Source organism: Agrobacterium larrymoorei, assembly GCF_037722385.1.
Lineage (GTDB): Bacteria > Pseudomonadota > Alphaproteobacteria > Rhizobiales > Rhizobiaceae > Agrobacterium > Agrobacterium larrymoorei_C.
Map to the genome: position 1 here is coordinate 202,410 of NZ_JBBKAQ010000003.1, position 24,187 is coordinate 226,596.

Consider the following 24,187-nt stretch of genomic DNA (forward strand, 5'->3'; position numbering starts at 1 on the left):
CCTTTCCGATTTTGTATTCCAGAAGTGATTAGCGCTTGGAGAACTGGAAGCTGCGGCGGGCCTTGGCCTTACCGTACTTCTTACGCTCAACAACGCGGCTGTCGCGGGTCAGGAAGCCACCCTTCTTCAGAACGGAGCGCAGGCCCGGTTCGAAGTAGGTGAGAGCCTTGGACAGACCGTGACGAACGGCACCGGCCTGACCGGAGAGACCACCACCAGCAACGGTCGCAATGATGTCGAACTGACCCGTGCGTGCTGCTGCAACGATCGGCTGCTGCAGGATCATCTGCAGAACCGGACGTGCGAAGTAGGCAGTGAAGTCACGGCCATTGATGATGATTTTGCCGGAACCAGCCTTGACCCACACGCGGGCGACGGCGTTCTTGCGCTTGCCGGTCGCGTAGGAGCGACCGAGAGTGTCAACCTTGCGGACGTGTACGGGAGCCGAAGCTTCCGATGCCGGGGCGAGGTCTTTCAGGGAGGAAAGATCGGCCATTATCAGGCGCTCCTTACGTTCTTCTTGTTCAGCGATGCAACGTCGAGAGCGACAGGCTGCTGTGCTTCGTGCGGGTGGTTCGAACCAGCGTAAACGCGAAGGTTCTTCATCTGGCGACGACCAAGCGGACCACGCGGGATCATGCGCTCGACAGCCTTTTCAACGACGCGCTCCGGGAAGCGACCTTCGATGATCTGGCGAGCCGTACGCTCCTTGATGCCACCCGGGTAACCGGTGTGCCAGTAGTACTTCTTGTCGGAATACTTCTTGCCGGTGAAGACAACCTTTTCCGCATTGATGATGATGACATTGTCGCCGTCATCGACGTGGGGGGTGTAGGTTGCCTTGTGCTTGCCGCGCAGGCGGGTAGCAACGAGGGTGGCGAGACGACCAACAACGAGGCCTTCGGCGTCGATGATGACCCACTTCTTCTCCACCTCAGCGGGCTTCTGAACGAAAGTAGACATTCTTTTCACTTTCTTTTGGACCCGTCATCCTGCTGTTGCCAGGTGAGACGCGGGCGTTTCTTGTTGCTTGATTTGGCCGCATTTGCGCGTGCCGGAAGACATGTATTCCATGAGAATTCAGTCTGGCGCGCTTATAGGCGGTGCGTCGTCAACCGTCAACAGGTGCGAAAGTCCAGCCTCCAAAAATAGATAATAGAAATCAATAGGTTATTTATGTGGTTTTATAATACCACAAAAATCCTGGCGTTTTTAGCCAAGCCTCATGATGAGAACGCCTGTCGCGATGATGCCGCCGGCGACGTAGCGCCAGATGCTGGCTTTTTCCTTGAGAAGGAAAACCGAGATCAGGATGGCGAAGAGAATGGACGTTTCGCGCAAGGCGGCCACCACCGCTACCGGCGCCTGCGTCATTGCCCAGAGCGCAAGTCCGTAGGACAAAATCGAGCCGCCGCCACCGGCAAGACCGCGCCACCAGTTGCGCCTCACATGCTGCACGACCGGCAGATAACCACGTTGGTAGAAGGCATAGGAGAAGAGCAGGACAGGCGGGAGCAGGGACATCCACAGCGTATAGGAAATGGCATTCCCCGACGTGCGCGCACCGACGCCATCCACAAAGGTATAACCCGCGATCACGACGGCATTGGCAAGCGCCAGCAAGATGGCTTGGCGACCGCCACGGCGTGCTTCGAACGCAAGTGTAAGAATGCCTGCGGAGATGACCGCGATGCCAGCGAATGCGGCTGTACTCAACCGTTCATCGAGAAAGAGGCTGCTGTTTGCCGCAACGATCAAGGGTGCGACACCACGCATGACAGGATAGACGAGGCCGATATCGCCGACGGTATAGGCTGCGGCGACCAGCCGGAAATAAGCAAACTGCAGGAATGCTGAAGCGACGAGAAAGGGTAAAGCGACAATCCCGGGAAGCGGTAGAAATGGCAGGAACGGAATACAACAGATCGCTGCACCCGCCGCGATCAGCGATGCGTCCAGTGCCTTGTCCGATCCGGATTTGACGAGCGCATTCCATGATGCGTGCAGGAGAGCGCCTAGAAGAACAAGCAGCAAGACATCAAGGGACACGGGCGACTCACGAAGCGTCTGGGTGAAAACGGAAGTCTAGACCATGCCGCGCACAAGTGTGCAGTGGTTTTGCGATCACGGTAGAGGAACGGGATGCCGCGCCTTCCTGCGAAAAGGCAAAACTGATTACGAAGAACTCAAATCGTGGAAATGCTCACGGAGGGCGTGCAAAAAGTCGAAATGATTTCGTTTCGATCACCCCACAGCCGCTGTGTGAGACTCTCAATAATTGCAATTCCAAGATGTTTTCGCTGGTGAGATTTCAAGGACGAGAAGATGTCGATCCCTTAAAAGATCGCGATTAATCGGAGCTTAAACGTTTCAGATTGGGATTTGTTATACCAGAAACGTAGATCGCTAATGTAACTATAAGTAGTTTCTAAAGTGAGCATGAACGAAATTCGAACAAAGATAGTACGATAGGGCAATTCCTCTGCCATCGCTTAAAAGAGCAGTGCGCGGTACAAAATCACGCATCCTTTTCTGCGACGAGGAATTGATGTTTTCATCTATTGTAACGTGAAGCCGGAGACGGTTAGCCGATAAGAGGAGGATGACATCATGGATCACGACAACTATGAAGATGAGGACATTCGTCGCATTCTGAACGATACGAAGACGATCGCATTGGTCGGAGCTTCGCCAAATGCCGCGCGCCCCAGCCATGGCGTCATGTCGTTTCTTCTGTCCAAGGGTTACACGGTTTTCCCCGTCAACCCCGGCCAGGAAGGCAAGGAAATCCTCGGACAAAAGGTTTACGCCAAGCTTGCAGATATCCCTGAGCCAGTCGATATGGTCGATGTGTTTCGAGCTTCGGAGTTTCTTTCCGGTGTGATGGAAGAAGTAATCCACATGTCGCCCCGTCCAAAGGTCGTCTGGGCGCAGCTCGGCGTTAAAGATCACGATGCGGCGGCAAAGGGAGAGCATTACGGCGTGGAAGTGATCATGGATCGTTGCCCGGCCATTGAGCATCCTCGTCTCAATATCGGGCGATAGTTAGGATAAGTCGCACTTATCATTCGGCGTCGAAGCGATATGATCCCGCCGTGCTTGTTTAAAAAAGACAGTCGGAGGGACACCATGTCAGACCATACGCCGGGCTTTTCCACCCTTGCCATTCACGCCGGTGCGCAGCCGGATCCGACGACCGGCGCGCGCACCACGCCGATATATCAGACAACCGCTTACGCATTTCGTGATTCCGATCACGCGGCAGCGCTCTTCGGGCTGAAGGAATTCGGCAATATCTACACCCGCATCATGAACCCCACCCAGGCGGTTCTTGAAGAGCGTGTCGCAGCCCTTGAGGGCGGAACCGCCGCGCTTGCTGTAGCCTCCGGGCATGCGGCGCAATTGCTGGTCTTCCACACGCTGCTGCAATCCGGAGACAACTTCGTCGCCGCTCGCCAGCTATATGGCGGCTCGATCAACCAGTTCGGACACTCCTTCCAGAACTTCGGCTGGCAGGTGCGTTGGGCGGATGCCGCCGATCCGGCCAACTTCGAGAGCCAGATCGATGAGCGGACGAAAGCGATTTTCGTCGAGAGCCTTGCCAATCCAGGTGGCACATTTGTCGATATCGCTGCGATCGCAGAAGTAGCACACAGACATGGCCTGCCTTTGATCGTCGATAACACGATGGCTAGTCCCTATCTCATTCGGCCGATCGAACACGGTGCTGACATCGTCGTTCACTCGCTGACGAAGTTTCTCGGCGGCCATGGCAACTCCATGGGCGGCATCATCGTCGATGGCGGAACGTTCGACTGGTCCGCGTCGGACAAGTTTCCGGCCCTCTCGCAACCGCGCCCGGAATATTCAGGCGTTGTGCTGCACCAGACCTTCGGCAATTTCGCCTTTGCCATTGCCACACGGGTCCTCGGGCTTCGAGACCTCGGCCCTTCGATTTCCCCTTTCAACGCCTTCCTGATCCTTACCGGCATTGAAACGCTGCCGCTGCGCGTCCAGCGCCATTCAGACAATGCGCTGGCCGTGGCCAAATGGCTGAAGGCGCATCCGAAGATCGGCTGGGTGCATTATGCGGGGTTAGACGACAGCGACAACCACGCCCTGCAGCAACGCTACTCGCCAAAGGGCGCGGGATCGGTCTTCACCTTCGCCGTAAAAGACGGGTACCAGGCTGGCAAGTCGCTGGTGGAAGGATTGCAGCTCTTCTCGCATCTCGCCAATATTGGCGACACGCGTTCTCTCGTCATCCACCCGGCATCCACGACCCATGCTCAGCTCACGCCTGAGCAGCAGGTTGCTGCAGGTGCCGGTCCAGACGTTGTGCGCCTCTCCATCGGCATAGAGGATGTGAAGGATATCATCGCCGATCTTGAGCAGTCGCTTGCAAAGATCTGACGAGCCAAAATAGCTGAGAAGCAACAATCTGGAAGGATAAGATCGCCGATGGCTTTCACACTCAATTTCAAGCCGGACGGCGATCTTTCCACCATTCAGCCGGAGGAGGGCGCTCCCGCGCCCGCCCGGCTGATTGCCGGCGGCCCAAAATTCACCAGTTGGAACCTGGAGGAGGCCGAAGGCGGTATCTATGCTGGTATCTGGCAATCCACTCCCGGCAAATGGCGCGTTGAGTATGACGAATGGGAGTACTTCAACATCCTAGAGGGCCATTCCATTCTGACGGAAGATGGTGGCGAGCCCGTTCACTTGAAGGCGGGCGACCGCCAAATCATCCGCCCCGGTTTTAAAGGCACATGGGAAGTGGTGGAGACGACACGAAAGGATTATGTGGTTCGAATGTAGGACAGGCTACCTCAGACGCATCGTCTCCTGTCATCATTAGACAGACTTGCTAAGGGCGGCTGCTGCCGCTTGATGTTCAGAGACCATGGCCGCGTCCTGTGCGGTGACTGTCTGAACGCTTTGCCGAGCGCTGATGCGATCCATGTAACGCTGAAAGGCGGGACGGACTTGCACGAGGCCGAACATCGTCGTCCAGATGAGAGCAATGCCCCACAGAAGATCGGCGGCCGTGAATCGATCGCCGAGCAGATAGGGCCCCTTCTCAAGCTGCGCTTCCAGCATGTCGAACAGGGCTTCATAGCTTGCATAGGGTGTGTCGTTCAAAGATGCTGGCTCCCGCTTCATGTAGCGGTCGACGATGGCCGGTTCAAAGCAACTGCCATAGATGAACAGCCAACGGACATAGGCGCCGCGACCCGGATCGGTGAGGCCTGGGGCCAGATTCCGCTCTGGGAATAGATCGGCAAGATACAGATAGATCGCGCCCTGTTCCGTGATCAACGTATTACCGACACGCACCGCGGGTACTTTACCGAGCGGGTTGATGCTCAAATACTCCGGTTGCCGCTGTTCGCCGGCCTTCATGTTCAAAACGTGTAGTTCATAGGGCACATTCAGCTCCTCCAGCAAAATGCGGGCTCCAGTTGCACGCGTTTGTGGTGAGTAGAAAAGTGTAAGCTCATGGCTTGTGGTCATTTGTTGTCTCCCGTTCTGATCGATCTCGCGAATTGCGATATGGAGAGATTGCGCTTCCATACCTGTCAGATCATGTCAGGTTGGGTTAGCAATAGATCGAGAAACAGGAACTTCTTCGATGCGCGCGAGCCGGCTGATCAACATTCTCACCACCCTCCAGGCGAAGGGCCTCGTAACAGCCGAACTCTTGGCTGAGGAAAATGATGTCTCGGTTCGGACGATCTATCGCGACATTGACGCGCTCTCGCTGTCGGGTGTTCCCGTCTACAGCGAACGTGGGTCGGAAGGCGGGTATCGGCTGCTGGACGGTTACCGCGTGCGCCTGAACGGGCTGACCCCTGCCGAGGCGGAAGCCATGTTCCTCTCGGGTATTCCCGGCGCTGCTGCCGATCTCGGCTTGGGAGCGCTAATGGCGGGGGCGCAGAAGAAACTGACAGCCGCCTTGCCCGAGGATTTGCGCGAAAGCGCGCGGCGGCTGCAAACGAAATTTCACCTCGACGCACCGACATGGCTCGCCGAGGGGGAGCAACCGCTTAATCTGCAAGCCATCGCCGGCGCTGTCTGGAATTCGAAACGTATCCGGATCAGATACCGCTCGTGGACAGCCGAAAAGACGCGGGTCGCAGAGCCGCTGGGCATCGTCATGAAAGGGGGCGCCTGGTATCTGGTCGCGCGCGTTGACGACACGGTTCGCACCTACCGCATTTCACGCGTCCTCGACCTTATCGTGACTGACGAAAGCTTCGATTGGCCGAAAGCGTTTAATCTGGCCGACTACTGGACTGAAAACACGAGGAGACTAGAGCTCGATCTCTACCCGAATTGGGCAATGATCCGGATTTCACCTTATGGCTTGAAGGAGATCGAGCATACGGCGCCACCTTACGTCCGTGCCAATCTGAGCTTCGTCGAAGAAGCCGACGAAGCTGGCTGGCAAACGGTGCGGCTGCCGGTGGCGCAAACGCGCATGGCCGTGCATGAAATGCTGAAGCTCGGGCCAGAGGTCGAAGTGATTGACCCGCCGGAATTGCGCGACGCTATGCGACAGGCGATAGAAACACTGATGAACCGTTACGCGCGGGGAGCAGACGACCTCACCATGTGAGGTCGAGCCTTTCCAGGCCGTGGAAGTGATAGACGTCCTTGACCTTCGGCTGGCTCGCCAGCTTGAGATGCGGCAAGCGCTGGAAGAGAAGTGGAAGGACGATATTCAGTTCCAGCCGCGCCAGCGGGGCGCCGATGCAGAAATGGATGCCCGCACCAAAGGAGAGGTTCGGCGCCTCGGCGCGATCCGGCTTGAAGGCGAGGGGATCGCTGAATTTTTGCGGATCGAGATTGGCGGCGGCGAGGATGAGGCTGACTTTATCGCCTCGCTCGAATGTCACGCCGTCGATCTCCACAGGCTCCAATGCCCAACGCTGGAAGATATGGACGGGCGCGCCGATACGCAGCGTTTCTTCAACGGTCCGTTCGGTTGTCTTCTCGTCGCTGAAGAGCGACGGAGGATTAAGGCCGCTTTCCAAGATGACACGGACGGAGTTTCCGATCTGGTGGACGGTCGCCTCATGGCCGGCGTTGAGAAGCACAATGGTGGTGGAGATCAGTTCGTCATCGGTGAGGAACTGTCCCTTATGTTCCGTGTGGATCATATGGCTGAGCAGATCATCCTTTGGTTCGGCCCGCCGCTTAGCAATCACGCTTCGCACATAATCCGCGAATTCCTTGGCCGCGCGGTCGGCGGCAAGCTCGTCTTCGCGACTACGCTTGAACATGTACATGCCGACATAGGCGTGCGACCATTTCAGCAGTTGAGGTCCCATCTCCTCGGGAATGCCGATCATCCGGGCAATCATCGTCACAGGGATGATGTCGGCAAACGACGAGAGCAGCTCCGTCTCGCCGTCCTTTTCGAAGCGGTCGATAAGCTCGTGCGCGAGTGCCTCGATCTCCGGCTTCATCTTCTCCACGTGGCGGGAAACGAAGGCGCGGTTGACAAGTGTGCGAAGGCGGGTGTGTGCCGGCGGCTCGATTTCCAGCAGGGAATGGCGCTCAGCCGCATCGAAATTCTGAGTGTGCTCGAGCGGCTCGGGAAGGCCGAGTTCTTCACGCGTGGCGATATGCAGGATCTGGCGCCCGAAGCGACGGTCGCGCAACAGCGCGTTGACATGATCATAGCCGGTAAAGAACCATTGCTTCTGTTCCTTCCAGTAGAAGGTTGGACAGTGGGCGTGAAGCTGAGCGTATGTGGCGTTGGGATCGCCGTAAAACGCCGGGTTACGGGCGTCGAGCGAAACGGACCGCGTCTGAGGATCGATGTGGAGAAAGTCGAGCATGGTGTTCATGCCCGAACATCTAGCGAAAACGTCGGCGACGGAAAAGAGATTTCAGGCGTGAAAGAGGTTCAAGCGCTGCCGATAGCCGCGATGCGGTTGAGTGCCGCCACCTGCCTGTCGGCGTTGTTGTCGTGCGGGTCTTCGCCACGGTCATCTGCCGGCAACACGACATTGGCGACGCCGTCGTTCAAGACCGTGCGATTGCGTCCTGCGGACTTGGCCGCATAGAGCGCCCGGTCGGCCATTTTCAGCATCAGATCCAGTTCCGCTTCCGCCACGGGTGCGGAGTAGATGCCTATGCTGACCGTGGACGTGAAGCTTTCTTCCGTCCCTTCTGTGGGCAGACGGGAGAAATAGACGCGCACGCCATCGACGATCCTGAGAGCTGCGTTCAGGTCGTCGTGGGTCAGCAGATAAGCGAACTCTTCTCCGCCCATGCGCACGAAGGTGCCCTTGCCGCCGACAATACGGTTAACGAGTTCGCAGAACTGCACCAACACCTCGTCACCACACTGGTGACCGTGCCGGTCATTGATCTTCTTGAAATGATCTATGTCGAACAGCGCAAGTAGAAGTTGTGAAGAGCGATGTTCCGGCGCCGTCTTGATCTGCGGAAATCTCTCCATCAGCCCGCGTCTGTTCAGAACGCCCGTGAGATGATCTGTAACCGACAGGCGATGCAGCCGTCTCTCGTTGTCCTCCATGAACATCTTCACAGCAATCATCATCAGCACCACGAAGCTGAAGGCCGCTGAGTAAGCAACCGGTGCGGTCAGCGGCAGTGTCTGGCCTGCAAGCATGTTGTAGGGAATGATAAGGGCCGCGGTTAAAGGACCGATGAGCGCATGGACAACGAGTGCGGCGGCAAAGAGCTTACGCGTCGTCGAACGAGGCTCTTTAGAAGTCAGCACAACGCCGGCAATTGTGAAGTAACCGATGGCGGCGCAGGCATGATAGACAAGCACGCGTGCCAGCATGCTGTCGCGCACTGGCGGCAGAAACATGAAGGCCAGCCACAAGAGCGGCGGGATGAAGATCCAGCCTTCGATTTTTCGCTGCTCGAGGCGAAGCAGACCGGCAAGCCAGAAGCCGGAGGCCGAAAGCGCAAGCGTGTTGCCTACGATGATCGTCCAGAAATCGGCGAGATAGCCCCGCTGCGACACCAGCGCAAAGCCGACGCCGATAACCGCAAAACCGCAAGCGAAGAAGAGGTGATGTTTTTTCGACGGCGCATGAAACCAAAGCATGGCCAGCAGTGCGGCAAGGGTCGACGTTTCCAACGACCAGAGAAGCATGCCTGTTTGGGCCTGGAACACTGCGCTATCCTAATTGAATTTCGATGGGTCGCTTCGCCTGATCGTCGAGTGTGAACGAGGAAGGAGGTCGATAACGCCACTTCGACGTGTAGTCCTCCGAAAGGTGACTTTCAACGAAAAACTCTCGCTCGCCCTATCTTCCTTACGTAACGTAAAGAATTCGGCACAGCATCGCTTCAGCTTAACCGCTTGTTGACCAGTCGAGGTGTTGGTCGTTGATGAGGGTGTGGCATAGCGCGCGAGAGACTGGTCCGCAGGCGATTTCATCTTTAAAGCAGAGCAAGAATTGTCCTCGCTATTAAGGATATCCGCCGCCTCAGTCTTGAAGTGCCGACCAAGGACACTCTATGTAGTGAGTTGACGAATAATGATTCCGGGCGCTCGGAGCTTCCGGGCAAGAATTGGATAAAGGACGGACATGACAAATCCAGTTGATACCGCCATGGCTCTGGTGCCGATGGTCGTGGAGCAAACCAACCGTGGTGAGCGCTCCTATGACATCTACTCCCGTCTTCTCAAAGAGCGCATCATCTTCCTGACAGGTCCTGTCGAAGATCACATGGCGTCGCTCGTTTGTGCCCAGCTTCTGTTCCTTGAAGCCGAAAATCCGAAGAAGGAAATCGCGCTCTACATCAATTCGCCAGGCGGCGTCGTGACCGCCGGCATGGCGATCTATGATACGATGCAGTTCATCCGTCCTGCGGTCTCTACGCTCTGCGTTGGACAAGCAGCCTCGATGGGCTCGTTGCTGCTGGCTGCCGGCGAAAAGGGCATGCGCTTTGCAACCCCGAATGCTCGCATCATGGTTCACCAGCCGTCCGGCGGTTTCCAGGGTCAGGCATCCGACATCGAGCGCCACGCACGTGATATCATCAAGATGAAGCGTCGCCTCAATGAAGTCTACGTAAAGCACACAGGTCGTACGTTGGAAGACGTTGAAAAGACGCTCGACCGCGACCACTTTATGGATGCCGAAGAGGCGAAGGATTGGGGCGTGATCGACAAGATCCTCACCTCCCGCCAGGAAATCGAAGGCGTTTCTGCAAATTAAGGTGTTTGCGCTTTGATGCCGGTTTGTCGGCTCAGATTTAATTCTAGGCTTTAAACCGGCAAATAAAGCGCTAATAGTACATATTAAGGCTATGTTGAAATTTTATGACGTAGTCTGAACCAAGCTCTCCTGAATGGCGTAAAGCTTTTGAGGAGAGCATAGGAAGAGATACCGGAGCACGCGTGTTCCGGGGTTTTAAGGGGAATTCGTTGCCGCCGTGCGTCAGTTCATGTATCTGATACGGCTAGTACCCCGGGAACGAAGCGGATGCGAAGGCCGGAAGTGGCGATCGTATTTGCAGGCGGTAAGTTGACCGCGCTCCGCTTGGCGGACCTGCGGCGTGCTGGAAGGAAAGAGATATGAGCAAAGTCAGCGGCAGCAACGGCGGCGACTCGAAAAATACACTCTATTGTTCATTCTGCGGCAAGAGCCAGCACGAAGTCCGGAAACTGATTGCCGGGCCGACGGTGTTCATCTGCGATGAATGCGTCGAATTGTGCATGGACATCATCCGCGAGGAGAACAAGAGCTCGATGGTGAAGTCACGTGAGGGTGTTCCCACCCCGCAGGACATCATCAAGATCCTCGACGAATACGTCATCGGCCAGAAGCAGGCGAAGAAAATCCTGTCTGTTGCCGTTCATAACCATTACAAGCGCCTGGCGCACGCCTCCAAGAATGGTGATGTCGAACTGGCGAAATCGAACATCATGCTGGTTGGCCCGACCGGTTGCGGCAAAACCTATCTTGCCCAGACGTTGGCGCGCATCATCGACGTTCCGTTCACCATGGCCGATGCAACGACACTCACCGAAGCCGGTTATGTCGGTGAAGACGTCGAAAACATTATTCTGAAGCTGCTGCAGGCTGCCGACTACAATGTCGAGCGGGCGCAGCGCGGTATCGTCTACATAGACGAAGTGGACAAGATTTCCCGCAAGTCGGACAATCCGTCCATCACGCGCGACGTATCGGGCGAGGGCGTGCAGCAGGCGCTTCTGAAGATCATGGAAGGCACGGTCGCGTCCGTTCCTCCGCAGGGCGGCCGCAAGCATCCGCAGCAGGAGTTCCTGCAAGTGGACACGACGAACATCCTCTTCATCTGCGGCGGCGCATTTGCTGGTCTCGACAAGATTATCTCGGCTCGTGGCGAGAAGACGTCCATCGGCTTCGGCGCGACGGTCAAGGCGGAAGACGATCGCCGCGTTGGCGAAGTGCTGCGTGAACTCGAGCCGGAAGATTTGGTCAAGTTCGGCCTTATCCCCGAATTCATCGGTCGTCTGCCGGTTCTGGCAACGCTTGAGGATCTCGATGAGGATGCGCTGATCCAGATTCTGTCCGAGCCGAAGAATGCTCTGGTCAAGCAGTACCAGCGTCTGTTCGAGATGGAAGATGTGGAACTGACATTCCACGAGGATGCGTTGCGTGAAATCGCGCGCAAGGCGATCACCCGCAAGACGGGTGCCCGCGGTCTGCGCTCGATCATGGAAAAGATCCTGCTCGACACGATGTTCGACCTGCCGACGCTGGAAGGCGTACGCGAGGTGGTCATTTCCGACGAAGTTGTCAGCGGTCTCGCTCGTCCGCTCTACATCTACGCCGATCGTCAGGACGAAAAGGCCAATGTATCGGCCTGATCGCTAACGCTGATCGTGAATGAGTTGAAAAGGCTCGCCACTGGCGGGCCTTTTTTCCGTTTTAGACCTACAAGTGGCGAATAACGCGGCTGGCTTCCGATTTTAAGTTGGAGCGGATTGTGCTTTGCTGATAAACTCTTACGAGTGATTTGTGTGATGATGCGGCGTGTCGACAAAGGTCGCTCATCAAATCCACCCTCGCGGGGCGCGGAAGGGTTGGACAGTAAAAGGCGTATTAGGCCCATCGGTTTTTTAAAAATATGCGACCCCATGATAGACGGCGGGTTGCTGGTTTTCGTGACTTGAAAATGACAGTGCGAAACTCCACTTTCTGTCACGAATAAGAATACGCCGGAAACTCTCCAAGACGTCCGGCAAGCGTCCCTCACGGGACCATGGAAAGGAAATGATATGACGAACATTACGTCTGCTGCATCTGGCGGTACTTATCCCGTACTTCCCCTGCGCGACATTGTCGTTTTCCCGCATATGATCGTTCCACTGTTCGTCGGACGCGAGAAGTCCATTCGCGCGCTGGAGGAGGTCATGGGCTCCGACAGGCAGATCATGCTTGTCACCCAGATCAACGCGAGCGACGATGATCCAGATCCGTCTGCCATTCACAAGGTCGGCACGGTTGCCAACGTTCTTCAGTTGCTGAAGCTGCCCGACGGCACCGTCAAGGTTCTCGTCGAGGGTAAGGGTCGTGCGCAGATTGAAGAATACACCGGCCGGGAAGACTTCTATGAAGCGACAGCAACGATCCTGCACGAGCCATCGGAAGACGCTGTAGAGATTGAGGCTCTGTCTCGCTCAGTCGTGTCCGAGTTCGAAAGCTATGTAAAGCTAAACAAGAAGATTTCGCCGGAAGTGGTTGGCGCTGCTGGACAAATCGACGATTATTCCAAACTCGCCGACACCGTGGCATCGCATCTTTCCATCAAGATCACCGAAAAGCAGGAAATGCTGGAAACGGTGAGCGTGAAGCAGCGCCTGGAAAAGGCTCTCGGCTTCATGGAAGGCGAGATTTCGGTTCTTCAGGTTGAGAAGCGCATCCGTTCGCGCGTTAAGCGCCAGATGGAAAAGACGCAGCGCGAATATTATCTGAATGAGCAGATGAAGGCGATCCAGAAGGAGCTTGGCGACGGCGAGGACGGCCGCGACGAGATGGCCGAACTGGAAGAGCGCATCGCCAAGACCAAGCTCTCCAAGGAAGCCAAGGAAAAGGCCGAAGCGGAGATGAAGAAGCTGCGCCAGATGAGCCCGATGTCGGCGGAAGCCACAGTCGTGCGCAATTATCTGGATTGGCTGCTCGGTCTGCCATGGGGCAAGAAGTCCAAGGTCAAGGTTGATCTGAACGCAGCCGAACAGGTTCTGGATCTCGATCACTTTGGCCTCGACAAGGTCAAGGAACGCATCGTCGAGTATCTGGCCGTGCAGGCCCGTGCAACCAAGATCCGCGGCCCGATCCTGTGCCTCGTCGGACCTCCAGGTGTGGGTAAGACCTCGCTTGCGAAGTCGATCGCCAAGGCGACGGGCCGCGAATATGTTCGCATGGCGCTCGGGGGCGTTCGTGACGAAGCCGAGATCCGCGGTCACCGCCGCACCTATATCGGCTCCATGCCTGGCAAGATCGTCCAGTCGATGAAGAAGGCCAAGAAGGCGAACCCGCTCTTCCTGCTCGACGAAATCGACAAGATGGGCATGGACTTCCGCGGCGATCCGTCCTCGGCTCTGCTGGAGGTGCTGGATCCGGAACAGAACTCCACCTTCATGGATCACTACCTGGAAGTGGAATACGACCTGTCCGACGTTATGTTCGTGACGACGGCCAATACGCTCAACATTCCGGGTCCGCTAATGGACCGTATGGAAGTGATCCGTATTGCCGGATACACAGAAGACGAAAAGCGCGAGATCGCCAAGCGGCACCTGCTGCCCAAGGCAATCAAGGAACATGCTCTGCGTCCGGAAGAGTTTTCCGTGACGGATGGCGCCCTGATGGCCGTGATTCAGCAGTACACCCGCGAAGCCGGTGTTCGTAACTTCGAGCGTGAACTGATGAAACTCGCTCGCAAGGCCGTCACCGAGATCATCAAGGGCAAGACCAATTCGGTCGAAGTCACGGCAGACAACATCCACGATTATCTGGGTGTGCCGCGCTTCCGCCACGGCGAGGCCGAGCGTGAGGATCAGGTCGGCGTGGTAACGGGTCTTGCCTGGACCGAGGTCGGCGGCGAGCTGCTCACCATCGAAGGCGTGATGATGCCGGGTAAGGGTCGCATGACCGTGACCGGTAACTTGAAGGAAGTGATGAAGGAATCCATCTCTGCGGCGGCATCCTATGTCCGTTCGCGCGCGGTCGATTTCGGCATTGAGCCTCCACGTTTCGATAAGAGCGACATCCACGTACACGTGCCGGAAGGCGCAACACCAAAGGACGGTCCCTCCGCAGGCGTCGCCATGGCAACGGCCATTGTCTCCATCATGACGGGGATCCCCGTCTCGAAGGATGTGGCGATGACAGGCGAGATCACCCTGCGTGGTCGTGTCCTGCCGATCGGTGGATTGAAGGAAAAGCTGCTTGCTGCACTCCGCGGTGGCATCAAGAAGGTGCTGATCCCGGAAGAGAACGCCAAGGATCTGGCCGACATTCCGGACAACGTGAAGAACGGCATGGAGATCATTCCGGTATCGCGGATGGGTGAGGTTCTGGAGCATGCTCTAACCCGCAAACCGGAGCCGATCGAATGGGATGGAAGCATCGAAACGCCGGTCATCGCGACCGTTGAGGGCGTCGATGACGGCAGCCAGACCATCGCGCATTAAGATTTCGAGCGATCTCTGGTGCTAAATTAGCACAGAACTTCTGGAAGGCCGGCAGAAATGCCGGCCTTTTTTGTGAAAAGATCACGAGACCTCTTGTTTTTCAGGCGATTCCGTCGCTTTTGGATGGCGGTGCGCGAATAGAACTCTATTCTGCGCGGACCTGATTTTGAGTCGTTTCATACCACTGAAAGGGATGGAAACATGAACAAGAACGAGCTCGTTTCCGCAGTTGCCGAGAAGGCTGGCCTGTCCAAGGCTGATGCCGCTTCTGCCGTTGACGCCGTATTTGAAACTGTACAGAACGAACTGAAGGCTGGCGGCGACATTCGCCTCGCTGGCTTCGGTAGCTTCAGCGTCAGCCACCGCAAGGCAACCAAGGGCCGCAACCCGGCGACCCGCGAGGAAGTCGATATTCCGGCTCGCAACGTTCCTAAGTTCTCTGCAGGCAAGGGTCTGAAGGACGCAGTTAACAGCTGATCGGTCCTAAATCGCCGTGCGTGCTATTCTACGCATAACGGACGCTTTAGCTTTGAACCGGCGCATCGAGCTTTTTCGAAAATCGACACCGATTTTCAGGCCGATGCAGTAACCTTGTCTTGGATGGGGTTTAAGACAATTCGATATCCTGTAAGCCCGGCCTTGGCGCCGGGCTTTCTTTTTGGCCATCTTGCGTTGTTTCGAGACGTGCCATATTTCTGTCGTGTCGGTTCTTCCGGCATTCGTTCTCAGGGCGGGGCGCAACTCCCCACCGGCGGTAAAAGGGAAACCTCAAGCCCGCGAGCGCCTGTTCTTCGAAGGAGGGGCAGGGTCAGCAGATCCGGTGTAACTCCGGAGCCGACGGTTATAGTCCGGATGAAAGAGAATGAGGTCAGGCTGCGCTCTCATCTGCGAAAGCAGGGGAGAGGCAGTGCGTGTTTCATCGCATCTTCGCCGATGCGGTTTGCGTCGTCCTCATCTGTCCTGGTTTATGTTGGTCCTTTGAAAAGGAAACATGCATGAATCAGAGCTCCATTTCGCTCTTACGCTCCCGGGCCGTTCTCGGCGCCGGTTTCATGGTTCTGGCGGGTATCGCCTTTGCCGCACTCAACGTCGTGACCCAGGAGCTTGCCATGACGCTCGGCTTTCCGCCGGCGTCGACAGCCTTCTGGCAATATGGCTTCGCGCTCATCCTCTCGCTGCCATTGCTTATTCGGCTCGGCCTGCGTGCAATGAAAACGGCCTATCCCTTCCGTCACATCTTCCGCGTTTTGCTTGCCGCTTTCGGTGTTCAGGCCTGGGTGACGGGGCTCGTTACGGTGCCGATCTGGCAGGCCATCGCGCTCGTCATGACCTCGCCCTTCTTCATCATCATCGGCGCGCGTCTGTTTCTCGGCGAAACCGTCGGTCGTGACAGATGGCTTGCGACACTAACGGGCTTCGTCGGCGCCATGATCATCCTGCAGCCATGGTCGGACAGCTTCACCATGGCCGCACTGTTACCGATTCTATCCGCCTTATTGTGGGGTGGATCGTCGCTGATCATGAAGAACCTCACGCATCACGAACCTCCCGAGACTGTCACCGTCTGGCTGCTCGTCTTGCTGACGCCGATCAATGCAGGCCTTGCCGCCGCCTCCGGGTTTGCCGTCCCAGAAGGGCTTGCGCTATGGCTTCTGCTGGGCGCTGGTCTGCTGACGGCCCTGGGGCAATATCTTCTGACGCTCGCCTATAATGCGGCAGATGCTGCCTATGTCCAACCCTTCGACGACCTGAAGCTACCGCTGAATGTCTTCGCAGGTTGGCTGGTTTTTGGCTACGCTCCCAGCGGCTACCTTTGGCTGGGGGCGCTCCTCATCCTCTGCGCCTCACTCTTCCTGATGCTACGTGAGGCGGGGAGGGAAACGAAGACCGTATCATGACGACACGGGAGATAGAGCCGGGCGCATCGCGTCCGGCCTAGACATCAATACCCTCGTAATGGCTGCGCGGGCCCTCTGCCGCGTCCCCAGCAATGCTAGGACAGGGTAGGGGCAACTACGGTACGCTAGCGGCGATAAGGGCGAAAAGCTTCGCAGACCGGACAATGCAAAATCACCGTCCGATAAAGCTGTGTTGGATACCTGGATTAAGTGGCCGAGGCTTCTATCGCTGCTTGTCCTGATTCTCCGAATCGTACTGAACCCATCGGAAGAAGAAATAAATCGGCAAGGCAATAAGCGCCAAAGTGGCGAGCGTGTGTACTGACATGGTTCATCCCATTAGTCGCGTCTTCATCATGAGGACGACGCGATACTTATGATCCGAAACATCTTTATAATTCTTGAATCGCTTGCCGAGTGAATTGTCCGATTCTGGGACAGGTGAGGGTGCGACAAAAGCATCGTCGAACTGTGGCCGCTTGGATCACCTGACGTTGCTCGGATGAGCAACAAGTGGCGCTCAGTATCGCCCGCAAAACGCACGAGCGTCAGCAAGGCATCAATGCGCGAACGCATGGAGTATCCAATGTTTTTGTGTGGGAAAAAAATGGTGGGCGATGAGAGACTCGAACTCCCGACATCCTCGGTGTAAACGAGGCGCTCTACCAACTGAGCTAATCGCCCTTCGCGTCGTACAGATCGTGTCTGCCGCGTCGGTGGCCGTGATCTATTCGGATCGGATGGAAACCGCAAGAGCCTTTGTGAAGTTTTTTTGCTTTTTCCGATTTTTTGTCAGTGGAAACATGGCGCAACAGTCAACGATCACCAGAAATAGAACTTCCATATCAGATGGTTATCCTCCTACGTAGCTAAACCGCTCGTCTTCCATCTCTCCGGCGCCAGAAGTATGACGCTGTATCCGAGCGAAACGTCGGCAGCAACAGTTCCTGTATTCGGACATCGCTTTCTCCTCCGCGCAGCAGCGAGTCAGCTTCGAGATTGTGAACGCGTCCAGCGCTTGGATAACGAGACGATCATGGAGGAGGGCAGGGGAGAAGATTTCTTGGTGCGCATGCCCCGACAGAGGCGACTCAAGATCTCTTTTCCCAACAAGATCGGCTCGGGCTGTGGATAAGAAGTCCGCTATTCGCGTTTGCAGGTTTGGATCGCTTGCCCGGAAAGCCGGGGCTTTTGGAAGCTGGTCTCACGGCAAAATGCATAAGCTTATTCTTTTGTCGTGAAAGCTGCTTGACACCCCCACACGAACGCCTTAGTTAGCCGCTCAACGAACAGCCGAGGCGGTTCGTGCAGCGGGGTGAAAGCCTCCTGTCAGGAGATGCGGGTGTAGCTCAGTCGGTTAGAGTGCCGGCCTGTCACGCCGGAGGTCGCGGGTTCGAGCCCCGTCACTCGCGCCATCCTGTCCCTCGGAACTCTACGGACGCTAAGCGTTCGTCATGCGCGGGTGTAGCTCAGTCGGTTAGAGTGCCGGCCTGTCACGCCGGAGGTCGCGGGTTCGAGCCCCGTCACTCGCGCCATTTTTTGTAATTCTCCGCCATTGAATTACGCGTTTTCCGAACCATATGATGGTCAAGAAATTGCGGCGAGTCCGTTCGCCAAATCACCCAAATTGTTACTCTGAAAATTCAGGTTTTTGCGCCCCTCCTAGGTCATAAATCGCTACCGGCCTGCGCAAATATGTGTGACTTTTTGAAAGATCCCTTCAGGGGATTTTTATCTAAATTTTTTAAGTATTTAACGATATGTCTAACAGTCGATGCACCAGCTGTTTGACGTTATGGTGTCCAATCCATGGCGGGATTGGCGCGAAATGGTGCTTAAACCCTTGCAGAGATGGCGCGGCTGCGCTAACCACTGCGGCGTTGCAACACAATTCGGCCCGGCGGAACTTCAGTTCCAAATGGGTGTCCGACGCTCGGTCGGGCAAGGAAGAGACAATGACTGAACTCCTCAGTTCCTATATTCCGATCGCAATCTTTATCGGTATCGCACTCGTCATCGGCCTGGCGCTGTTGATCGCGCCTTTCGCGGTTGCTTACAAGAATCCCGATCCTGAGAAGCTTTCCGCATTCGAATGCGGCTTCAACGCGTTTGACGACGCGCGCATGAAGTTCGACATTCGATTCTATCTCGTTTCAATCCTTTTCATCATCTTCGACCTCGAAGTCGCATTCCTGTTCCCATGGGCTGTGTCCTTCGGTGAGCTCGGCTGGTTCGGCTTCTGGTCCATGATGGTGTTTCTGGCCGTTCTGACTATCGGCTTCATCTATGAATGGAAGAAGGGAGCGCTGGAATGGGCGTAGTTCAAAACGACTCGACGCTTATCGCGCAAAAGCCCAAGGGCATTATCGATCCGTCGACCGGTAAGCCGGTTGGCAGCGATGACGCTTACTTCAGCGAAATCAACGACGAGTTGGCCGACAAGGGCTTTCTCGTTACCTCGACCGACGAGCTCATCACCTGGGCGCGCACCGGCTCGCTGATGTGGATGCAGTTTGGTCTGGCCTGCTGCGCCGTCGAAGGTCTGATGCAGGCTTCCGGCCCGCGTTACGATATGGAGCGCTTCGGCGTTGCCCCGCGCGCCTCACCGCGCCAGTCGGACGTCATGATCGTGGCCGGCACGCTGACCAACAAGATGGCGCCCGCACTGCGCAAGGTCTACGACCAGATGCCGGAGCCGCGTTACGTCATTTCCATGGGCTCCTGCGCCAATGGCGGCGGTTATTATCATTATTCCTACGCTGTCGTTCGCGGTTGTGACCGCGTCGTGCCAGTCGACATTTATGTGCCGGGCTGTCCCCCCACGGCGGAAGCGCTGCTTTACGGCGTACTTCTGCTGCAGAAGAAAATCCGCCGCACAGGCACGATCGAGCGTTAAGGGCAGAGGACTGAAGAATGAGCGAAGCTCTGAACGATCTCGCGGCCTATGTGCAGGAAGCGCGCGGCTCTCTCATTGAGTCGCACGCCATTGCCTATGGCGAGTTGACGCTGAACACGACGCCAGAAAACATCATCGCGCTGCTGACCTTCCTGCGTGACGATGTCCAGTGTGGTTTCGTCAACATCATCGACATTTGCGGCGTTGACTGGCCGCAACGCGAAAAGCGCTTCGATGTCGTCTATCACCTGCTGTCGCCACGCCAGAACCTGCGCGTTCGCGTCAAGCTTCAGGCGGCGGAAGATGAGGGCGTACCGTCTGCGACGTCCGTGTTCTTCGGTGCCGAGTGGTTCGAGCGCGAAGCCTGGGACATGTATGGCATTCCTTTTGAAGGCCATTCGGATCTTCGTCGTATTCTCACGGACTACGGCTTTGAAGGCCACCCGCTGCGTAAGGATTTTCCGCTCACCGGTTTTGTCGAAGTGCGCTACGATGACGTCCAGAAGCGCGTTCTTTACGAGCCCGTGGAGTTGAAGCAGGAATTCCGCAGCTTCGACTTCCTCTCGCCTTGGGAAGGAACGGATTACGTTCTTCCAGGTGATGAAAAGGCCAAGCAATGAGCGAAGCAATTTCCACAGAGCAGGGACAATGTCTTTGCGGCGCCGTTCGCATGCAAGCGACGATCGGCGCCCGGGAAATGGGTGCATGCCATTGCTCCATGTGCCGTCGCTGGTCCGGCGGGGTTTTCCTCGCTGTTGAATGCAAGTCCGTCTCTGTAGAGAATGCTGAAGCGCTCGGCGTCTATTCCTCGTCCGAGTGGGGCGAGCGCTGCTTCTGCAAGACGTGCGGCAGCACGGTGATGTGGCGCTCCAAGGATGGCGCGCATTTCGCCGTTTCCGCCCAGCTCTTCAGCGACCCGTCCAGCTTCACGCTGGCATCTGAGATCTTCATTGACGAAAAGCCGGCAAGCTATTCGTTCGCCGAGGCCACCAAGAAAATGACCGGCCCCGAATTCATCGCCATGATCACGTCGGCGGAGCAACACTGATGACTGAACATAACGTTCGCAATTTTACGATCAACTTCGGTCCGGAACATCCGTCCGCGCACGGCGTGCTGCGTCTCGTTCTGGAACTCGATGGCGAAATCGTTGAACGCGTCGATCCGCATATTGGCCTGCTGCATCGTGGCACGGAAAAGCTGATCGAAGCCAAGACCTATCTTCAGGCCGTTCCTTACTTCGACCGTCTCGACTATGTGGCGCCGATGAACCAGGAACACGCCTTTGCACTTGCTGTCGAACGCCTGCTTGGCCTCGAAATCCCGATGCGCGGCCAGTTGATCCGTGTTCTGTATTCGGAAATCGGCCGCATCCTGTCGCACATCATGAACGTGACGACGCAGGCCATGGACGTCGGCGCCATGACGCCACCGGTCTGGGGCTTCGAAGAGCGCGAAAAGCTGATGGTGTTCTACGAGCGTGCATCTGGTGCTCGCATGCACGCCGCTTATTTCCGGCCAGGTGGCGTCCATCAGGACATCCCGCAGGAGCTCGTCGATGACATCGGCAAGTGGTGCGATCCGTTCATCACGGTTCTCGACAACATCGAGGGCCTGCTCACCGATAACCGTATCTACAAGCAGCGTAACGTCGATATCGGCGTGGTGTCGCTCGAAGATGCCTTCGCCTGGGGCTTTACCGGCGTCATGGTTCGTGGTTCAGGCGCTGCCTGGGACCTTCGCCGGGCACAGCCTTACGAGTGCTATTCCGATCTCGACTTCGATATTCCGGTCGGCAAGAATGGCGACTGCTACGACCGTTATCTGATCCGCATGCAGGAAATGCGCGAATCGGTAAAGATCATGAAGCAGTGCGTCGAGCTTCTCTCGGGTAAGCATCGCATTGGTGCAGTCTCGTCGCTGGACGGCAAGGTCGTTCCGCCGAAGCGTGGTGAGATGAAGCGTTCGATGGAAGCGCTGATCCACCACTTCAAGCTCTACACCGAAGGCTATCACGTGCCGGCTGGCGAAGTGTATGCGGCCGTCGAAGCGCCGAAGGGCGAGTTTGGCGTTTATGTTGTGGCCGACGGCACCAACAAGCCGTATCGCTGCAAGATCCGCGCTCCGGGCTACGCCCACCTGCAGGCGATGGACTTTCTCTGCAAAGGCCACCAGCTCGCTGACGTGACAGCCGTTCTCGGCTCTCTCGACATCGTGTTCGGGGAGGTCGATCGCTGATGATGCGTCTGCCGCTCGCCATATCGGCTTTGCTGGCCGCCGCGACGCCGCTTTTCGCCCAGACGGCGACAAGCGATGTGTCGTCGGGTGGAAGCGGCGGCAGCTCGACCATCAAGCAGCTGTTGGATTTGGGATATGAGATTAAGTCCTCGCTTCCCAACGGCAGCAAATTCATTGTGTTTATGCAAAAAGACAAAGCGGCTTATGCTTGCGAGTTCGTCACGGTGGCGAGATCGCGGTGTGAGTCGTTAAATTGATGAGGCGTGAGGAAGTATGTCCGTTCGTCGACTAGCCGAAGATCAGTTCCAGCCCGCAAGCTTCGCATTCAATGCGGACAATTCGGCGTGGGCGGAAAAGACGATCAAGAAATATCCTGAAGGACGCCAGCAATCTGCGGTCATTCCGCTGCTGATGCGTGCGCAGGAACAGGATGGCTGGGTAACCCGCGCCGCCATCGAGAAGGTCGCCGAAATGCTGGATATGGCCTATATCCGCGTTCTCGAAGTCGCGACCTTCTATACGCAGTTCCAGATCAAGCCGGTGGGCACCAAGGCTCATATTCAGGTGTGCGGTACGACGCCGTGCATGCTGCGCGGTTCCGAAGCGCTGATGGATGTCTGTCGCCATAAGATTCACCACGATCCGCTGCACACCAACGAGAGCGGCACGCTGTCCTGGGAAGAAGTTGAATGCCAGGGTGCGTGCGTCAACGCGCCGATGGTGATGATCTTCAAGGATGCCTATGAAGATTTGACGCCTGAGCGTCTGGAACAGATCATCGACGCCTTCGAAGCAGGCAAGGGCGACACAGTGAAGCCTGGCCCGCAGATCGATCGTCATCTGTCGGCACCGGTCGGTCCGCTGACCACGCTGACGGAAGAGACCAAGCCGGATCGCTCAAACCTCGACAAGAAGGAAGAGCCTGCACCGGACGCTGCGCAGACGCCACCGTCCAATGCCGCAAAGCCGAAGACGGATACGCCGGAAACCGATCCGAAGCTGAAGACGCCGGCGACGGAGCCGAAGGCTGCAGCAGACAATGCCAAGGCTGCCGACACCAACAGCGATGCCAAGAAGTCGCAGTGAGAGGTTGAACCATGCTGAAAGATCAAGATCGCATCTTTACCAATCTCTACGGCCTCAAGGACAAGTCGCTTAAGGGCAATATGGCGCGTGGCCATTGGGATGGCACCAAGCAGATCATCGAAAAGGGCCGTGACTGGATCATCAACGAGATGAAGGCATCTGGCCTTCGTGGTCGTGGTGGTGCAGGCTTCCCGACAGGCTTGAAGTGGTCCTTCATGCCGAAGGAGAGCGATGGCCGTCCGCATTACCTCGTCGTCAATGCCGACGAGTCCGAGCCTGGCACCTGCAAGGACCGCGAAATCCTGCGCCACGATCCGCATACGCTGATCGAAGGCTGCGTGATCGCCGGTTTTGCCATGGGCGCCCACACGGCCTACATCTATGTTCGCGGCGAATATATGCGTGAGCGCGAAGCGCTTCAGGCTGCCATCGACGAATGCTATGATGCGGGCCTTCTCGGCGTAAACAACAAGAACGGCTGGGATTTCGACATCTACGTTCACCACGGCGCAGGTGCCTACATCTGCGGCGAAGAAACCGCATTGCTTGAAAGCCTGGAGGGCAAGAAGGGCCAGCCGCGCCTAAAGCCTCCATTCCCAGCGAATATGGGTCTTTACGGCTGCCCGACCACGGTCAACAACGTCGAATCGATTGCCGTTGCGCCGACGATCCTGCGTCGCGGTGCGTCCTGGTTCTCGTCCATCGGTCGTCCGAACAATGTCGGCACCAAGCTGTTTATGGTCTCCGGCCATGTCGAGCGTCCATGCACCTTCGAAGATGCGCTGGGTCTGTCCTTCAAGGAACTGATCGAGCATCACTGCGGCGGCATTCGCGGTGGCTGGGATAATCTTCTCGGCGTTATCCCTGGCGGCGCATCCTGCCCCATCGTTCGCGGTGAGGACATGAAGGACGCCATCATGGACTTCGACGGCATGCGCGAAGTGAAGTCGTCCTTCGGTACCGGCGGCATGATCGTCATGGACAAGTCCACCGACGTCATCAAGGCGATCGCTCGCATCGCAGCCTTCTTCAAGCATGAGAGCTGTGGCCAATGCACGCCTTGCCGTGAAGGCACGGGCTGGATGTGGCGCGTTCTTGAGCGCATGGTCAAAGGCAACGCCCAGAAGCGCGAAATCGACATGCTGTTCGAAGTGACCAAGCAGATCGAAGGTCACACCATCTGCGCGCTTGGCGATGCGGCTGCGTGGCCGGTTCAGGCGCTGATCCGCAATTTCCGCCCGGAGATCGAAAAGCGCATCGACCAATACACCTACAGAGCCATGGATGACGGCGCTGTAATGGAAGCTGCCGAGTAACTCGTACGGCGCGTGACAAGGCAAGGGACCGGGTTTCACCGATCCCGAAAATCATTTAAGCATCCGGTCGAAT

22 protein-coding genes, 3 tRNA genes, 1 pseudogene and 1 riboswitch are annotated in these 24,187 nt (G+C 56.8%); of the genes and pseudogenes, 19 read left to right on the forward strand and 7 right to left on the reverse strand.

What is annotated here, in order from left to right; genetic code table 11:
• Positions 1–28: 28 nt before the first annotated feature.
• From rpsI to WKI41_RS06260, 3 genes are all read right to left on the reverse strand, one after another.
• The gene (gene rpsI / locus WKI41_RS06250) at positions 29–496 is read right to left on the reverse strand and encodes a 30S ribosomal protein S9 (protein WP_051795849.1); all 468 of its coding nucleotides are present in this window, start codon (positions 494–496) and stop codon (positions 29–31) included.
• 2 nt (positions 497–498) lie between these two features.
• The gene (rplM, locus tag WKI41_RS06255) at positions 499–963 is read right to left on the reverse strand and encodes a 50S ribosomal protein L13 (protein ID WP_062425555.1); all 465 of its coding nucleotides are present in this window, start codon (positions 961–963) and stop codon (positions 499–501) included.
• Between the two features lie 249 nt (positions 964–1,212).
• On the reverse strand, positions 1,213–2,049 hold the full coding sequence (locus WKI41_RS06260; RefSeq protein WP_340192643.1) for an EamA family transporter: 837 nt from the start codon (positions 2,047–2,049) through the stop codon (positions 1,213–1,215).
• A gap of 561 nt (positions 2,050–2,610) precedes the next feature.
• Here WKI41_RS06260 and WKI41_RS06265 point away from each other — a divergent pair.
• The 3 genes from WKI41_RS06265 to WKI41_RS06275 all read left to right on the forward strand — a co-directional run bounded on the left by WKI41_RS06265 (position 2,611) and on the right by WKI41_RS06275 (position 4,818).
• The gene (locus WKI41_RS06265; protein WP_340192644.1) at positions 2,611–3,045 is read left to right on the forward strand and encodes a CoA-binding protein; all 435 of its coding nucleotides are present in this window, start codon (positions 2,611–2,613) and stop codon (positions 3,043–3,045) included.
• An 84-nt stretch (positions 3,046–3,129) separates the two neighbouring features.
• Complete coding sequence (locus WKI41_RS06270; protein ID WP_340192645.1) at positions 3,130–4,413, forward strand: O-acetylhomoserine aminocarboxypropyltransferase; 1,284 nt, start codon at positions 3,130–3,132, stop codon at positions 4,411–4,413.
• Between the two features lie 48 nt (positions 4,414–4,461).
• Positions 4,462–4,818 carry a cupin domain-containing protein gene (locus WKI41_RS06275; protein ID WP_340192646.1) on the forward strand — a complete coding sequence of 119 codons (357 nt, stop codon included), beginning with the start codon at positions 4,462–4,464 and terminating at the stop codon, positions 4,816–4,818.
• A gap of 36 nt (positions 4,819–4,854) precedes the next feature.
• Here the strand turns inward: WKI41_RS06275 and WKI41_RS06280 are convergent, their stop codons facing one another.
• A complete protein-coding gene (locus WKI41_RS06280) occupies positions 4,855–5,514 on the reverse strand; it encodes a glutathione S-transferase family protein (protein WP_340192647.1) in 660 nt (219 codons plus the stop codon).
• Positions 5,515–5,632: 118 nt separating this feature from the next.
• Between WKI41_RS06280 and WKI41_RS06285 the strand changes: the two genes are divergently transcribed.
• On the forward strand, positions 5,633–6,619 hold the full coding sequence (locus WKI41_RS06285) for a helix-turn-helix transcriptional regulator (protein ID WP_340192648.1): 987 nt from the start codon (positions 5,633–5,635) through the stop codon (positions 6,617–6,619).
• On the opposite strand, the gene WKI41_RS06290 is transcribed toward WKI41_RS06285, so the two are convergent.
• Positions 6,609–7,856 (reverse strand): cytochrome P450, encoded by a 1,248-nt coding sequence (locus WKI41_RS06290; protein ID WP_340192649.1) that lies wholly within the window; start codon positions 7,854–7,856, stop codon positions 6,609–6,611. The genes WKI41_RS06285 and WKI41_RS06290 overlap by 11 nt on opposite strands.
• Positions 7,857–7,915: 59 nt before the next feature.
• On the reverse strand, positions 7,916–9,163 hold the full coding sequence (locus tag WKI41_RS06295) for a diguanylate cyclase (RefSeq protein WP_340192650.1): 1,248 nt from the start codon (positions 9,161–9,163) through the stop codon (positions 7,916–7,918).
• A gap of 418 nt (positions 9,164–9,581) precedes the next feature.
• Here WKI41_RS06295 and clpP point away from each other — a divergent pair, with 418 nt between their 5' ends.
• The 5 genes from clpP (at position 9,582) to WKI41_RS06320 (ending at position 16,578) form a co-directional block, all read left to right on the forward strand.
• Positions 9,582–10,214 carry an ATP-dependent Clp endopeptidase proteolytic subunit ClpP gene (gene clpP, locus WKI41_RS06300; protein ID WP_340192651.1) on the forward strand — a complete coding sequence of 211 codons (633 nt, stop codon included), beginning with the start codon at positions 9,582–9,584 and terminating at the stop codon, positions 10,212–10,214.
• Between the two features lie 359 nt (positions 10,215–10,573).
• A complete protein-coding gene (clpX, locus tag WKI41_RS06305) occupies positions 10,574–11,851 on the forward strand; it encodes an ATP-dependent Clp protease ATP-binding subunit ClpX (RefSeq protein ID WP_296038183.1) in 1,278 nt (425 codons plus the stop codon).
• A gap of 411 nt (positions 11,852–12,262) precedes the next feature.
• A complete protein-coding gene (gene lon, locus WKI41_RS06310; RefSeq protein WP_340192652.1) occupies positions 12,263–14,680 on the forward strand; it encodes an endopeptidase La in 2,418 nt (805 codons plus the stop codon).
• Between the two features lie 201 nt (positions 14,681–14,881).
• Positions 14,882–15,157, forward strand: a complete 276-nt coding sequence (gene hupB / locus WKI41_RS06315) for a DNA-binding protein HupB (RefSeq protein WP_062425544.1) — start codon at positions 14,882–14,884, stop codon at positions 15,155–15,157.
• Positions 15,158–15,397: 240 nt separating this feature from the next.
• Positions 15,398–15,548, forward strand: a riboswitch (FMN riboswitch).
• A 127-nt stretch (positions 15,549–15,675) separates the two neighbouring features.
• Positions 15,676–16,578: a DMT family transporter gene (locus WKI41_RS06320; protein ID WP_340192653.1), complete on the forward strand. Its 903-nt coding sequence runs from the start codon at positions 15,676–15,678 to the stop codon at positions 16,576–16,578.
• 608 nt (positions 16,579–17,186) lie between these two features.
• Here WKI41_RS06320 and WKI41_RS06325 read toward each other — a convergent pair.
• Positions 17,187–17,262: transfer RNA gene (locus WKI41_RS06325), tRNA-Val, on the reverse strand.
• A 654-nt stretch (positions 17,263–17,916) separates the two neighbouring features.
• Between WKI41_RS06325 and WKI41_RS06330 the strand changes: the two genes are divergently transcribed.
• From WKI41_RS06330 to nuoF, 10 genes and pseudogenes are all read left to right on the forward strand, one after another.
• Positions 17,917–17,993 (forward strand) — tRNA-Asp (locus tag WKI41_RS06330).
• A 43-nt stretch (positions 17,994–18,036) separates the two neighbouring features.
• Positions 18,037–18,113, forward strand: a tRNA-Asp gene (locus WKI41_RS06335).
• Positions 18,114–18,533: 420 nt separating this feature from the next.
• Positions 18,534–18,899: an NADH-quinone oxidoreductase subunit A gene (locus WKI41_RS06340; protein ID WP_027672972.1), complete on the forward strand. Its 366-nt coding sequence runs from the start codon at positions 18,534–18,536 to the stop codon at positions 18,897–18,899.
• Positions 18,890–19,474: a NuoB/complex I 20 kDa subunit family protein gene (locus WKI41_RS06345; RefSeq protein ID WP_274103711.1), complete on the forward strand. Its 585-nt coding sequence runs from the start codon at positions 18,890–18,892 to the stop codon at positions 19,472–19,474. Before WKI41_RS06340 ends, WKI41_RS06345 begins: the two co-directional genes overlap by 10 nt.
• A gap of 17 nt (positions 19,475–19,491) precedes the next feature.
• Complete coding sequence (locus tag WKI41_RS06350; RefSeq protein ID WP_340192654.1) at positions 19,492–20,094, forward strand: NADH-quinone oxidoreductase subunit C; 603 nt, start codon at positions 19,492–19,494, stop codon at positions 20,092–20,094.
• Positions 20,091–20,522, forward strand: a complete 432-nt coding sequence (locus tag WKI41_RS06355) for a GFA family protein (protein ID WP_340192655.1) — start codon at positions 20,091–20,093, stop codon at positions 20,520–20,522. The genes WKI41_RS06350 and WKI41_RS06355 overlap by 4 nt, the downstream gene beginning before the upstream one ends.
• The gene (locus WKI41_RS06360) at positions 20,522–21,712 is read left to right on the forward strand and encodes an NADH-quinone oxidoreductase subunit D (RefSeq protein ID WP_062425538.1); all 1,191 of its coding nucleotides are present in this window, start codon (positions 20,522–20,524) and stop codon (positions 21,710–21,712) included. The genes WKI41_RS06355 and WKI41_RS06360 overlap by 1 nt, the downstream gene beginning before the upstream one ends.
• A 2-nt stretch (positions 21,713–21,714) precedes the next feature.
• Complete coding sequence (locus tag WKI41_RS06365; protein WP_340192974.1) at positions 21,715–21,969, forward strand: hypothetical protein; 255 nt, start codon at positions 21,715–21,717, stop codon at positions 21,967–21,969.
• A gap of 16 nt (positions 21,970–21,985) precedes the next feature.
• Positions 21,986–22,771 (forward strand): annotated as a pseudogene (gene nuoE / locus WKI41_RS06370) (NADH-quinone oxidoreductase subunit NuoE); the annotation flags it as partial.
• A gap of 38 nt (positions 22,772–22,809) precedes the next feature.
• Positions 22,810–24,114 carry an NADH-quinone oxidoreductase subunit NuoF gene (gene nuoF, locus WKI41_RS06375; protein ID WP_340192656.1) on the forward strand — a complete coding sequence of 435 codons (1,305 nt, stop codon included), beginning with the start codon at positions 22,810–22,812 and terminating at the stop codon, positions 24,112–24,114.
• The last annotated feature ends 73 nt before the right edge of the window (positions 24,115–24,187 follow it).

Bases quoted from the DNA above. Each gene is read 5' to 3' on its own strand.
- rpsI (WP_051795849.1), bottom strand. From the start codon at position 496: ATGGCCGATCTTTCCTCCCTGAAAGACCTCGCCCCGGCATCGGAAGCT.
- rplM (WP_062425555.1), bottom strand. From the start codon at position 963: ATGTCTACTTTCGTTCAGAAGCCCGCTGAGGTGGAGAAGAAGTGGGTC.
- WKI41_RS06265 (WP_340192644.1), top strand. From the start codon at position 2,611: ATGGATCACGACAACTATGAAGATGAGGACATTCGTCGCATTCTGAAC.
- WKI41_RS06270 (WP_340192645.1), top strand. From the start codon at position 3,130: ATGTCAGACCATACGCCGGGCTTTTCCACCCTTGCCATTCACGCCGGT.
- WKI41_RS06275 (WP_340192646.1), top strand. From the start codon at position 4,462: ATGGCTTTCACACTCAATTTCAAGCCGGACGGCGATCTTTCCACCATT.
- WKI41_RS06280 (WP_340192647.1), bottom strand. From the start codon at position 5,514: ATGACCACAAGCCATGAGCTTACACTTTTCTACTCACCACAAACGCGT.
- WKI41_RS06285 (WP_340192648.1), top strand. From the start codon at position 5,633: ATGCGCGCGAGCCGGCTGATCAACATTCTCACCACCCTCCAGGCGAAG.
- WKI41_RS06290 (WP_340192649.1), bottom strand. From the start codon at position 7,856: ATGAACACCATGCTCGACTTTCTCCACATCGATCCTCAGACGCGGTCC.
- clpP (WP_340192651.1), top strand. From the start codon at position 9,582: ATGACAAATCCAGTTGATACCGCCATGGCTCTGGTGCCGATGGTCGTG.
- clpX (WP_296038183.1), top strand. From the start codon at position 10,574: ATGAGCAAAGTCAGCGGCAGCAACGGCGGCGACTCGAAAAATACACTC.
- lon (WP_340192652.1), top strand. From the start codon at position 12,263: ATGACGAACATTACGTCTGCTGCATCTGGCGGTACTTATCCCGTACTT.
- hupB (WP_062425544.1), top strand. From the start codon at position 14,882: ATGAACAAGAACGAGCTCGTTTCCGCAGTTGCCGAGAAGGCTGGCCTG.
- WKI41_RS06320 (WP_340192653.1), top strand. From the start codon at position 15,676: ATGAATCAGAGCTCCATTTCGCTCTTACGCTCCCGGGCCGTTCTCGGC.
- WKI41_RS06340 (WP_027672972.1), top strand. From the start codon at position 18,534: ATGACTGAACTCCTCAGTTCCTATATTCCGATCGCAATCTTTATCGGT.
- WKI41_RS06345 (WP_274103711.1), top strand. From the start codon at position 18,890: ATGGGCGTAGTTCAAAACGACTCGACGCTTATCGCGCAAAAGCCCAAG.
- WKI41_RS06350 (WP_340192654.1), top strand. From the start codon at position 19,492: ATGAGCGAAGCTCTGAACGATCTCGCGGCCTATGTGCAGGAAGCGCGC.
- WKI41_RS06355 (WP_340192655.1), top strand. From the start codon at position 20,091: ATGAGCGAAGCAATTTCCACAGAGCAGGGACAATGTCTTTGCGGCGCC.
- WKI41_RS06360 (WP_062425538.1), top strand. From the start codon at position 20,522: ATGACTGAACATAACGTTCGCAATTTTACGATCAACTTCGGTCCGGAA.
- WKI41_RS06365 (WP_340192974.1), top strand. From the start codon at position 21,715: ATGCGTCTGCCGCTCGCCATATCGGCTTTGCTGGCCGCCGCGACGCCG.
- nuoF (WP_340192656.1), top strand. From the start codon at position 22,810: ATGCTGAAAGATCAAGATCGCATCTTTACCAATCTCTACGGCCTCAAG.